The 12,775-nt window shown below is 63.4% G+C and carries 9 protein-coding genes; 8 read left to right on the forward strand and 1 reads right to left on the reverse strand.

Annotated features, from left to right (window positions below; translation table 11 throughout):
- The first annotated feature begins 375 nt into the window (after nt 1-375).
- The 8 genes from R3175_RS05155 to R3175_RS05190 all read left to right on the forward strand — a co-directional run bounded on the left by R3175_RS05155 (nt 376) and on the right by R3175_RS05190 (nt 11,305).
- Nucleotides 376-2,445: a TonB-dependent receptor plug domain-containing protein gene (locus R3175_RS05155; RefSeq protein WP_318942803.1), complete on the forward strand. Its 2,070-nt coding sequence runs from the start codon at nt 376-378 to the stop codon at nt 2,443-2,445.
- 137 nt (nt 2,446-2,582) lie between these two features.
- Nucleotides 2,583-2,978 carry a MerR family DNA-binding transcriptional regulator gene (locus tag R3175_RS05160; RefSeq protein ID WP_318942804.1) on the forward strand — a complete coding sequence of 132 codons (396 nt, stop codon included), beginning with the start codon at nt 2,583-2,585 and terminating at the stop codon, nt 2,976-2,978.
- 91 nt (nt 2,979-3,069) lie between these two features.
- Nucleotides 3,070-4,749: an AMP-binding protein gene (locus R3175_RS05165; protein WP_318942805.1), complete on the forward strand. Its 1,680-nt coding sequence runs from the start codon at nt 3,070-3,072 to the stop codon at nt 4,747-4,749.
- A gap of 47 nt (nt 4,750-4,796) precedes the next feature.
- Nucleotides 4,797-5,966 carry an isovaleryl-CoA dehydrogenase gene (locus tag R3175_RS05170; RefSeq protein ID WP_318942806.1) on the forward strand — a complete coding sequence of 390 codons (1,170 nt, stop codon included), beginning with the start codon at nt 4,797-4,799 and terminating at the stop codon, nt 5,964-5,966.
- An 18-nt stretch (nt 5,967-5,984) separates the two neighbouring features.
- Nucleotides 5,985-7,592: a carboxyl transferase domain-containing protein gene (locus R3175_RS05175; RefSeq protein WP_318942807.1), complete on the forward strand. Its 1,608-nt coding sequence runs from the start codon at nt 5,985-5,987 to the stop codon at nt 7,590-7,592.
- An 11-nt stretch (nt 7,593-7,603) separates the two neighbouring features.
- Entirely contained in the window at nt 7,604-8,395 is a 792-nt protein-coding gene (locus R3175_RS05180; protein WP_318942808.1) for an enoyl-CoA hydratase/isomerase family protein, read from the forward strand.
- A 4-nt stretch (nt 8,396-8,399) separates the two neighbouring features.
- Nucleotides 8,400-10,415, forward strand: coding sequence for a biotin carboxylase N-terminal domain-containing protein (locus R3175_RS05185; RefSeq protein ID WP_318942809.1), 2,016 nt, complete (start codon nt 8,400-8,402; stop codon nt 10,413-10,415).
- The gene (locus R3175_RS05190) at nt 10,412-11,305 is read left to right on the forward strand and encodes a hydroxymethylglutaryl-CoA lyase (protein ID WP_318942810.1); all 894 of its coding nucleotides are present in this window, start codon (nt 10,412-10,414) and stop codon (nt 11,303-11,305) included. The genes R3175_RS05185 and R3175_RS05190 overlap by 4 nt, the downstream gene beginning before the upstream one ends.
- Nucleotides 11,306-11,382: 77 nt before the next feature.
- Here R3175_RS05190 and R3175_RS05195 read toward each other — a convergent pair whose 3' ends face one another.
- Nucleotides 11,383-12,765: a cytochrome P450 gene (locus R3175_RS05195; protein WP_318942811.1), complete on the reverse strand. Its 1,383-nt coding sequence runs from the start codon at nt 12,763-12,765 to the stop codon at nt 11,383-11,385.
- Nucleotides 12,766-12,775 lie beyond the last annotated feature (10 nt).

The raw sequence follows: 12,775 nt of genomic DNA on the forward strand, positions 1-12,775 counted from the left end.
GTGTAGCGAAACCGGAGGGCAGAATAATGAGGGATATCCGCATTCGCAGTTGCTGGCAGCATCTGAGCATGGGCAACCCAGCAGAGTATCGTCTACAATTTAATCAAATCAACCAAACCGAATGCATCAGAGCGCACTGAAATGCCCACTCGTGAGTGCGCAAAGCGGCAGCATCATGCGACTTTGCCACTTTCCTCTCCCCTATCCTCAGGCAGCGGACGCTTCCCGGATACCGCCTCAAACCTTAGGGCTGTATTCAAGGGATTTATCTGGCTGCTTTCAACCGGCCTGGCATTTTCAGGCGGACTGCAATCTGTCCTAGCCGACGGGCGCAGCATCGATAGCTTCTCGTTAAAGGAACTGCTGGAGATCCCAGTGGAGGTTGCCTCGAACGTCGCCACGCAACGCCACCTGCAGCCCGCCACGGTCTCCGTCGTCAGTGGCAAACAGCTTCAGGAGAGTGGCGGCCGGACCCTCTCAGAAGCGTTGTCCATGCTGGTGCCCGGCTACTTCATGGTGGGCGACCAGGATGACGCCATCGCCGGCTTTCGTGGCCTGGCCTCTGACAACAACGCCAAGATCCTGCTGCTGCTCAACGGGCGAAACCTCAATATCGAGTGGTTCTGGGGCGCGCCGGATGTGCTACTCAACAGCCTGGACATGGGCGCCATCAAGCACGTCGAGGTCATCCGGGGGCCCGGCTCGGTCAAATACGGACAGGGGGCGCTGTTGGGGGTGATCAATATTGTTACCCGCCAGTCCCCGACGGGGAACAGTGACCTGCAAACCAGTATTGAACTGGCGGCGGGGCTGGATGCCTATACCGGCATAGCGGCGGAGCAGATCGCCCGACAGGACACCTTCACGAGCTATGTGTACGCTTCGAGACGCTCCTACGATGGCCAGGAACTGAGGCCGGAAGGTGTCGGGCTTCGCGAGTTCCGCGGCAACCCCGATGTGATCATCGCCGACCGCAATCACCTGTTTCGCAGCGAAAACCAGCTGGTGATTGCCAATGCCCAAAGTGAAGCCACCGGCTTTGGCATCGACCTGCTGTTTGCCGATCAGACCCGGGACCTATTTGAGTTCGATACGGATCGCAACGTCTATGGCGAACGGTTGCTGAACCTGTCGCTGAGCCACCTTATGGACATCACTTCGAGGACAACCCTCAAGACCCGTCTGGGCTATGCCCGGGACGACTTTACCCTGGCCTCCGTGGACGGCATCACCACAGGCGGCACGCGGGAGGACCGCTACGATGTCAGCCTGACGTTCAATATCGACGACTGGCTAACCCCCGGCAATCGCTTGGCATTTGGCTATGACGCCCGTTACTTCGAATCGGGTAAACGCAACTACAAAGGTGCCAACTATCTGGTCACCAGTCTCACCCCCGAGAATCTGGCCCAGTTGCCAGACGCCAATCAACAGTTCACCTGTGTGTATCCGGATACCACGCTGAGCCACGGTCTGTTCATCGAGGACTTTTACGAGCTGAACGATCAGGTGACACTCTTCGCCGCCGCACGTCTTACCGAACACCCGCACTGGGGTTCCAATATCTCCCCCCGGCTCGGCGGGCTGTACCGTCAAAGCGACAACCTCAACTGGCGACTCAGCTACAGCACCGGGTTTCGCGGTCCGGTCGGTCTTCACTACAGCGGCGGTCATCGCCGCGATGGCTTTCTGGAAGAGAAGAATTTCGACAGGATTGAAGCAGCCATGGTGGAGCTGGATGACGGCACCCTGGCGCAGAACCTCGATGAGGTCGAACCCGAGGAGATGCAAAGCCTGGAACTGGAAGTGGATTACCAGTTCAATCCGCAGTGGCGGGGGAACCTGGTGGTTTTCTACAACCGGATTCGTCACGTGATCGACCTGAGCGCCTTTTTCAATCCGGATTGCAACCTGCCGGACATCGGGACCGACGTGCCGGGAGACTGGTGTGGCTACTGGTTCTACAAGAACAATCCGGGCTCCATCGACATGAACGGCCTCGAGGCCACCCTCAACTGGTATCACAATGACTACTTCATGACCTTGAGCCATTCCCTGGTCAACCTCGTCAGTGCGGAGGATTTCGAAGGCAGCCTGTACGTGACCGGCAACAAGCATATTCAGACCTTTCCCCCGAACGTCAGCCGGCTCCAGGTGGGATTCCCGATCCTGGAAAATGTCCTCAGTGCCACCGCCACCTGGCGCTATGACTATCACTGGTACGCGCGCAGTGGCGACCGAAACGACGGCAACCACGTTCTGAACCTGGCCCTGAACTGGCAGATATCTCCCAACTGGCAACTCAGGCTGGTGGGCAAGAACCTGCTGGACAGCGACAACCCGCAGCCCATGACCACCTACCCGAACCAACCAAAGGATGATGAAGGCACCCCCTCTCTGGAATCCCCAACCGCCTGGCTGACCATCAAGGGCACGCTGTTTTAGGGGGCGCGCCTTTACCAGGGCAGCGGCCCCGGCCCAGCGCCCCCTTACGACTTTTGATTAATCCGTAGACAAAAGTTATTGACGCTCTGAGCACCACAGAGTTACCTTTACGTTAACGTCAACTTGAGCAACCACCCATGAACGATATGGCCAAGCACCGCACCTACTCCATCAGCGACCTCGCCAGGGAGTTCGACATCACCACCCGCACCATCCGGTTTTACGAGGAGGCGGGCATGCTGGAGCCGGAGCGTAACGGTCAGACCCGGATCTACAACGACGAAGACCGGGTGAAGCTCAAGCTGATCCTGCGGGGCAAGCGGTTGGGGTTCAGCCTGGCGGAATCCCGGGAGTTGATCGAGATGTACGACCCGACCTCGGACAACGCCAAGCAGCTGCATGCCCTGCGCAGCAAGATCCAGCAGAGCCGGGCGGCGCTGGAGCAGCAACTGGCGGATATCCAGGTCATGCAGAACGAGCTGGACGCGGCGGAAGAGCGGTGCCTGGAGGCGCTGCGCGAGCTGGAGTCCTGAGCGACACAGAGACAGCAACCACAATAATCAGCCAGCAACGACGGCAGGCAGTTCCAACTTACCAACACAAGCACAAGACAATAGGTGGGTTATGGCAACACAGCACAGCTACATCAGCGGTATCAGCGAAACGCCCCTGCTGGGGATGACCATCGGCGAGGCCTTTGACCAGACCGTCGAGCGGGTGCCCGACAGCGACGCCCTCATCGTCCATCACCAGGACCTGCGTTACAGCTACCACGAGCTACAGGCGGCCGTGGACCAGTGCGCCAAGGCCCTGATGGCCCTGGGCGTGGCCAAGGGCGACCGGGTGGGCATCTGGTCCCCCAACTGCGCCGAGTGGTGCATCACCCAGTTCGCCACCGCCAAGATCGGCGCCATCCTGGTCAACATCAACCCCAGCTACCGCCTGCACGAAGTGGAGTATGCCCTCAAGCACTCCGGCACTTCCACGCTGATCCTGCAGGGGCAGTTCAAGACCTCCGACTATGTGGCGATGACCTGTGAGCTGGCCCCCGAGTTGAAATCGAAACTGGATGGCGAACTGAACAGCGACAAGCTGCCGGAGCTGAAGCGCGTGATCTGCCTGGACGCCGGCCACCAGGCGCCGGGCATGCTGCACTGGAACGATCTGCTGGCCAAGGCCGAAGCCACCAGCGAGGCCGATTACCAGGCCCGCCAGCAGGGCCTGCAGTTCGACGATCCGATCAACATCCAGTACACCTCCGGCACCACCGGCGCGCCCAAGGGCGCCACCCTGTCCCACCACAACATCCTCAATAACGGGCTGTTTGTGGCGCGGCGGATGAACTTCACCGAACGGGACCGGCTGGTCATTCCCGTTCCGCTGTACCACTGCTTCGGCATGGTGATGGGCAATCTGGGCTGCATCACCCACGGGGCCGCGATGATCTACCCATCCGCAGGCTTCGAGCCGGAGGCCACCCTGGAGGCGGTCGTCCGCGAGAAGGCCACCGCCCTCTATGGCGTGCCCACCATGTTCATCGCCGAGCTGGAGCACCCGGACTTTACCAGCTTCGACCTGTCCACCCTGCGCACCGGCATCATGGCCGGCTCCAACTGCCCGGTGGAAGTGATGAAGCAGGTCATCGACAAGATGCACATGACCGACGTCACCATCTGCTACGGCATGACCGAGACCAGCCCGGTGAGCCTGCAGACCGAGCCCACCGCACCACTGGAGAAGCGGGTGACCACCGTGGGCACCATCCACGCCCACCTGGAGGTGAAGATCGTCGACCCGGCCACCGGCGCCATCGTGCCCCGGGGCGAGAAAGGCGAACTGTGCACCCGCGGCTACAGCGTGATGCTGGGCTACTGGAACAACGACGAGGCCACCGCCAAGGCCATCGACGCTACCCGCTGGATGCACACCGGGGACCTGGCCACCTTGGACGACGAGGGCTACGTCGCCATTGTCGGCCGCATCAAGGACATGATCATTCGCGGCGGCGAGAACATCTACCCGCGGGAGATCGAGGAGTTCCTCTACACCCACCCCGCCGTCTCCGACGCCCAGGTGATTGGCGTGCCGGACGAGAAGTTCGGCGAGGAAGTGATGGCCTGGGTGAAGCTGGTGGAAGGCCAGCAGGCCAACGAGGACGACCTGCGGGACTTCTGCAAGGCCAACATCGCCCACTTCAAGGTGCCGAAGTATTTCCGCCTGGTGGACGAGTTCCCGATGACCGTCACCGGCAAGATCCAGAAGTTCAAGATGCGCGAGATCAGCATCGAAGAACTCAACCTGTAACCACAAAACAAGATTCCCGCCCTTGGGGCGGTAAACGGAGCACACAGATGAAAAGCCAATACACCTCCCTGAACTTTGCCCTGGGCGAAACCACCGACATGCTGCGGGACCAGGTCAACCAGTTTGCCGCCGACCAGATCGCGCCGCTGGCGGAGAAGACCGACAAGGACAACCAGTTCCCCAACGAGCTGTGGCCGCGCCTGGGCGAGATGGGCCTGCTGGGCATGACCGTGAGCGAGGAGTATGGCGGCAGCAACATGGGCTACCTGGCCCACGTGATTGCCATGGAAGAAATCAGCCGCGCCTCCGCCAGCATCGGCCTGAGCTACGGTGCCCACTCCAACCTGTGCGTTAACCAGATCCACCGCAACGGCACCGCCGAGCAGAAGGCCAAGTACCTGCCCAAGCTGGTGACCGGCGAGCACATCGGGGCCCTCGCCATGAGCGAGCCCAACGCCGGCTCCGACGTGGTGAGCATGAAGCTGCGGGCCGACAAGAAGGGCGACCGCTACATTCTCAACGGCAGCAAGATGTGGATCACCAACGGCCCCGACGCCAACACCTACGTGATCTACGCCAAGACCGACGTCAACAAGGGCCCCCACGGCATCACCGCGTTCATCGTCGAGCGGGACTGGGCCGGCTTTTCCCGCGGACCCAAGCTGGACAAGCTGGGCATGCGCGGCTCCAACACCTGTGAACTGATCTTTGAAGACGTGGAGATTCCGGAAGAGAACGTGCTGGGCGGCGAGAACCAGGGCGTGAAGGTGCTGATGTCCGGCCTCGACTACGAGCGGGTGGTGCTGTCCGGTGGACCCGTCGGCATCATGCAGGCCTGCCTGGACATCGTGGTGCCCTACGTTCACGAGCGCAAGCAGTTCGACCAGCCCATCGGCGAGTTCCAGCTGATCCAGGGCAAGCTGGCGGACATGTACACCGAACTGGCCGCCTCCCGTTCCTACCTCTACGCCGTGGCCCAGGCCTGCGACCGTGGTGAGACCACCCGCAAGGACGCCGCCGGCGCCATCCTCTACACCTCCGAGCGCGCCACCAAGATGGCCCTGGAAGCGATCCAGATCCTCGGCGGTAACGGCTACATCAACGAGTTCGCCACCGGCCGCCTGCTGCGGGACGCCAAGCTCTACGAGATCGGCGCCGGCACCCAGGAAATCCGCCGCATGCTGATCGGCCGCGAACTGTTCAAGGAATCCCGTTGAGGGTTGAGGCGTTTTAACATGGCAATTCTCCATACCCAGGTTCAACCCAACTCCGAGGAGTTCCGCCAGCGCCGCGAGCACATGCTGGGGCTGGTGGACGAGCTTCGCACCCGCTTCGATGTCATCGCCCAGGGCGGTGGTGAGAAGGCCCAGAAGCGTCACACCGACCGCGGCAAACTGCTGCCGCGGGACCGTATCCAGCGGATCCTGGACCCCGGTTCGCCGTTCCTGGAGATCGGCACCTTCGCCGCGGAAGGCGTCTACGACGACCACGTGCCCTCTGCCGGCGTGGTCGCCGGCATCGGCCGGGTCCACGGCGTCGAGTGCATGATCGTGGCCAACGACTCCACCGTGAAGGGCGGCACCTACTACCCGCTGACGGTGAAGAAGCACATCCGCGCCCAGACCATCGCCGAAGAGAATCACCTGCCCTGCATCTATCTGGTGGATTCCGGTGGCGCCAACCTGCCCCAGCAGGACGAGGTGTTCCCGGACGCCGAGCACTTCGGCCACATCTTCTACCGCCAGGCCAACATGTCCGCCAAGGGCATCGCCCAGATCGCGGTGGTGCTGGGCCTGTGCACCGCCGGCGGCGCCTACGTGCCCGCCATGGCGGACGAGAGCATCATGGTCAAGGAGCAGAGTTCCATCTTCCTGGCCGGCCCGCCGCTGGTGAAGGCCGCCACTGGCGAGACCGTCAGCGCCGAGGAACTGGGGGGCGCCGACGTCCACACCGGCATCTCCGGGGTGGCGGACCACTACGCCAGCACCGAGGCCGAGGCCCTGGAGCGGGCCCGTCGCTGCATCGCCAACCTCAACTACAAGCGCCCGGACCACATGGCCCTGCGGCAGCCGGTGGAACCGCTGTACCCGGCCGAGGACCTGTACGGCCTGATCCCCAGCGACCTGCGCACGCCCTACGACGTCAAGGAAGTGATCGCCCGGCTGGTGGACGGCTCCGAGTTTGACGAGTTCAAGGCCAACTACGGCAAGACCCTGATCTGCGGTTTCGGCCACCTGTACGGCATGCCGGTGGGCATCGTCGCCAACAACGGCATCCTGTTCTCCGAATCCGCCCAGAAAGGCGCCCACTTCATCGAGCTGTGCAGCCAGCGGGGCATTCCGCTGATCTTCCTGCAGAACATCACCGGCTTCATGGTGGGCAAGGACGCCGAGCACGAGGGCATCGCCAAGCACGGCGCCAAGATGGTGACCGCCGTGGCCTGCGCCCGGGTGCCCAAGCTCACCGTGGTCATCGGTGGCAGCTTCGGTGCCGGCAACTACGGCATGTGCGGCCGCGCCTACAAGCCCCGCTTCATGTTCATGTGGCCCAATGCCCGCATCGCGGTGATGGGCGGCGAGCAGGCTGCCGGCGTACTGGCGGACGTCAAGCGCGCCGGCATCGAGCGCCGGGGCGAGACCTGGTCCGAGGAAGACGAGCAAGCCTTCAAGCAGCCGGTGATCGACCAGTTCGAGCGCCAGTCCAGTCCCTACTACGCCAGCGCGCGGCTGTGGGACGATGGCATCATCGATCCGGCCGATACCCGCCGGGTACTGGGCCTGAGCCTGTCCGCCGCCCTCAATGCACCGCCCGAAGACACCCGCTTCGGCATCTTCAGAATGTGATGGAGGCTGAGATGACTGAGAACGCCGTACGTTACGACACCGATGCCCGGGGCGTGACCCGCATCACCCTGAACCGGCCGGACAAGCGCAACGCCTTCGACGCCGACATCATCCACGCCCTCACCGAGGCGGTGAAACGGGCCTCGGACGATCCGGCCTGCCGGGTGATCGTGCTGGCCGGAGACGGCAAGCACTTCTCCGCCGGGGCCGACCTCAACTGGATGAAGCACACCGCCACCCTCAGCGCGGAAGAGAACCGGGAGGATGCCCGGGCCCTGGCCGGCATGCTCAAGGCCATCGACCTGTCGTCCAAGCCCACCATCGCGCGGGTGCAGGGCGCCGCCTTTGGTGGCGCGGTGGGGCTGGTGAGTGCCTGCGACATGGCCATTGCCACCGACGACGCCCGCTTCTGCCTCAGTGAGGCGCGACTGGGCCTGGCCCCCGCCGCCATCGGCCCCTACGTGATCCGGGTGATCGGCGCCCGCCAGGCCCGGCGCTACTTCCTCACCACCGAGGAGATCTCCGCCAATCGCGCCGCCGAACTGGGCCTGGTGCATGAGATCGTGCCCGGCGAGTCCCTGGATGCCACCGTCGACCGGCTGGTGGAACGGCTGCTGAAGAACAGCCCCCAGGCGCTCGGTGCCTGCAAGGAACTGATTGCCCGTACCGGCCACAACCAGCCGGATGAAGAACTGATCCGCTACACCGCGGACCTGATCGCCCACCTGCGCACCAGCGAAGAAGGCCAGGAAGGGCTCAACGCCTTCCTGGAAAAGCGGTCGCCGAGCTGGATTCAGGAGTAACCCGATGATGATGAACCCAATCCATACCCTGCTGGTGGCCAACCGGGGGGAAATCGCCCTGCGGATCATGAAGACCGCCCAGGCCATGGGCATCCGCTGCGTGGCCGTGTACTCCGAGGCCGACGCCGGGGCGCCCTTTGTGGGCCAGGCCGATGAAGCCGTCTGCATCGGCCCCGCCGCAGCCGCCGAGAGCTACCTGAAGGTGGACCACATCCTGGATGCCGCCCGCCAGACCGGCACCAACGCCATCCATCCCGGCTACGGCTTCCTGTCCGAAAACACCGACCTGGCGGAGCGCTGCGAGGCCGAAGGCATCCATTTCGTTGGCCCGCCAGCCTCCTCGATCGCTGCCATGGGCTCCAAGAGCGCCGCCAAGGCCCTGATGGAGCGGGCCGGTGTGCCACTGGTGCCCGGCTACCACGGCGACGACCAGAGCGCCGACAGGTTCCGCCAGGAAGCGGAGAAAACCGGCTTCCCCTTGTTGATCAAGGCCAGCGCCGGTGGCGGTGGCAAGGGCATGCGGGTGGTCCGCAGCCTGGCCGAGGTGGACGACGCCGTCGCCGCCGCCCAGCGGGAGGCCAGCTCCAGCTTCGGCGACCCGCACCTGCTGATCGAGCGCTACCTGGAGAACCCGCGCCACGTGGAGGTGCAGGTGATGTTCGACAAGCAGGGCAACGGCCGCTACCTGTTTGACCGGGACTGCTCGGTGCAGCGTCGTCACCAGAAGATCATCGAGGAGGCCCCGGCCCCCAACATCCCGGACGAGGTCCGAAAGGAGATGGGCGAAGCCGCTGTGCGCTGCGGCGAGGCCATCGGCTACGTCGGCGCCGGCACCGTGGAGTTCCTCTACGAGCCGGGGGCGGGCTTCTACTTCATGGAAATGAACACCCGCCTGCAGGTCGAGCACCCGGTCACCGAACTGATCACCGGTCTCGACCTGGTGGAGTGGCAGCTGAAGGTGGCCCAGGGGGAATCCCTGCCCTGGACCCAGGAGTCCCTGCACTACAGCGGCCACGCCATGGAAGCCCGGGTCTACGCAGAAGATCCGGACAACGACTTCCTGCCGGTTACCGGCACCCTGTTCAGCCTGAGCGAGCCGGATGGCCTGCCCGGTATACGGGTGGATTCCGGTGTCCGCCAGGGCCAGGAGATTACCCCCTGGTACGACCCCATGCTGGCCAAGGTGATTGCCTATGGCCACACCCGTGACGAGGCCCGCCAGCGGCTGGTCAACGCCCTGGCGCACTACCGCGCCCTGGGGGTGACCCTGAACATCGATTACGTCTGCCGCATCCTCGAGCACCCGGAGTTCGTCAAGGCCCGGCTGACCACCCACTTCATCGAGCAGCAGGCTGAGAGCCTGGGGAAGCACCCCTTCAGCCACCGGGAGCAGATGGCCCTGAGCTGGCTGGCCTGGTACCAGGCCACCGCCGCCGAGCTGCCCGCCGATTCAATCTCGCCATGGGGGGCGGGTGACAGCTTCCGCATCGGCGGCCCGGGCGGCCAGCGCTGCGAACTGCGCATCGGCCATGAGGACGACACCCTGCACTATTGGGTCGATGCCGCCGGACAAGGGCGCATCAAGCTGGACGCCGAAGACCAGACCGTCACCCTCAAATGGCAACCGGACCCGGGGGCCACCGATGGCAAGGGGCTGCTGGTGCGCCTCAACGGCCAGACGGTCAAGCTCGGCTGGGCGGCCCACGGTGAGCGCCTGGGCGTCTTCGCCAACGCCGCGCACTGGGAGGCGCTGGTCAACCATCCCGAGGAACAGGCTGCCGATGCCGCCGGTGATGGCCAACTGAAGGCCCCGATGCACGGCCGCATCACCGCCCTCACCTGCCAGGCCGGAGACGCCGTGGACGCCGGCACCGCCCTGGTGGCGCTGGAAGCCATGAAGATGGAACACACCTTGCGAGCCCCCGTCAAAGGCACGGTGGCCGCCATTCACTGCGCCGAAGGTGACAACGTGGGCTCCGGCCAGGTGCTGATTGAGTTCGAGGCGGAGGTGGCGGAATGAGTCGGGAGTTCGTCACCCTGGTGGAAATGGGCCTGCGGGACGGCCTGCAGAACGAGGCCACCCCGGTGCCGGCGGACGTCCGCGCCCGCTGGTTCAACGCCCTGGCCCGCACCGGCCTGAACCGCATCGAGGCCGGCAGCTTCGTGTCGCCCAAGTGGGTGCCGCAGATGGCCAACACCGATCAGGTCATTGCCGCCATCGAGCGTCGGCCTGGGCTGTCCATCGAAGTGCTGACCCCCAACCAGAAAGGCCTGGACGGCGCCCTGGCGGCGGACGCCGATGTCTGCGCGGTGTTCACCGCCGCCTCGGAAAGCTTCACCCAGCGCAATATCAACTGCTCCATCGCCGAGAGCATCGAACGCTTTCGCCCAGTGGCCGAAGGCACCAAGGCCGCGGGCAAACGCCTGCGGGCCTACGTGTCCTGCGTGGTGGGCTGCCCCTACGAGGGCGCCATCAAGCCGTCGCAGGTGGCCCCGGTGGTGGAACAGTTGCTGGCACTGGGCGCCGACGAGATCTCCCTGGGCGACACCATCGGCGTTGCCCGCCCGAAGGAAATCCACGCCCTGCTGGATGCCGTGCTGCCGTTGCTACCGGTGGAGAAACTGGCCCTGCACTGCCACGACACCCGCGGCCAGGCGGTGGCCAACATCTACGCCTCCCTGGAACGCGGCGTCCGCATCTTCGACAGCGCCGTCGCCGGCCTCGGCGGCTGCCCCTACGCCAACGGCGCCACCGGCAACGTCGCCACCGAAGATGTGCTGTACCTGCTCGACGGCGAAGGATTCGACACTGGCATCGACCTGGAAGCCCTGGCGGCGGTGGGCAATGAGATCTGCGATTTCCTGGAAAGGGATAACCCGTCGCGGGTTGGGAAGACGTTTAGGGTTTAGGGAATCGGGATTTAGACGTGATGGGCAGCCCCCTCCTGGGGGCTCTACCAGCAATTTGTTGCCACCCGCAAACCAGCTCAGGCTTTCCTGCCCAGCTTCACTATCATCCGCGAGTAACCGCGCACGAAGTTGGATTGGACGTACTCTGGCTCACCCTGAATCTCGATCGTATCGAAACGTGTCAGCAACTCTTCCCACAGAATTTTGAGCTGCAACTCTGCGAGACGATTGCCCATGCAGCGATGGATGCCAAAACCAAAAGAGAGATGGTTGCGTGCCCCTTTGCGATCGATGATGAACGCATCCGGGTTTGCAATCGCCCGCTCGTCGCGATTGCCGGAGGCGTACCACATCACCACCTTGTCGCCCTTGCGAACGGTCTGGCCGTTCAGCTCAACATCCTGTTTGGCGATTCGTCGCATATAGGCCAGAGGGGTTTGCCAGCGGATTATTTCCGACACCATGTTGGGAATCAGGTCGGGGCTGGCTTTGAGCTTGTCGAACTCATCGGGGAATCGGTTCAGCGCCAGCACCCCGCCAGTCATGGAATTGCGGGTGGTGTCGTTGCCGCCCACGATCAACAACGCCATGTTGCCGATGAATTCCATCGGCCGGTGGATCATGTCCTTGGTGTCGTCATTGGTCTGCATCAGACTGATCAGATCAAACCCCGGCGCTTCACCCGCGGCCAGCCTGGCTGCTTTATCGTGCCAGAGCGCCGAGAAGGCCTTGGCCGCTTCCGAGGCGGCGGCAAACCATTCATCGCGCTCTACCAGGCCGCCCGTGGTTTCCGGGCTGGCGGCTGCCGCGTCCGACCAGGCGACCAGCTTGCGTCGGTCCTCGTAGGGAAAGTCAAACAGCGTGGCCAGCATCCGCGCCGTGAGTTCAATGGAGACTTTGTCGACCCAGTCAAATGGCTGGTCGATGGGCAGGTGATCCAGCACCTCTTGCGTGCGTTGCCGGATCAATCCTTCCATTTCCTTCAGGTTCTGCGGTGCGACCACGCCCTGTACCGCTTTGCGCTGTTTGTCGTGTTTGGGCGGGTCCATGGCGATAAAAGTTTCGCCCGGCAGTCCTGGCGGCGGATCACCCAGGAAAATCTGCGGCTCGGCGGAAAAAAGCTCGTGATGCTTGTCGACGAAGAGAATGTCCTCAAAGCGGGTAATTGACCAGAAGGGACCGAAGGCGCTGCGTTTCTGAAAATGGACCGGCCGTTCATCGCGCAGGCGCTTGAAATAGGAGCCCCACAAGCCCTGGCGCCATAAAAATGGATTGCTGACGTCGATATCTTCGATCCTGAGTGTGGACACATCCGGCAATTCGGTTTCCGCAAAACTCGGCTGTTTGCGCGTGAGGCCGGCTTTATCCAGTCCTTTGTGAATGCGGTGTGACGCCTTGATCTGCAGATGCATCGGCACCAGCGCGGCGCTTTGGTTCATGACATAACGGACAAGACTCATGACCACCTCC

Origin of the sequence: Marinobacter sp. (assembly GCF_033722735.1) — a bacterium.
Lineage (GTDB): Bacteria > Pseudomonadota > Gammaproteobacteria > Pseudomonadales > Oleiphilaceae > Marinobacter.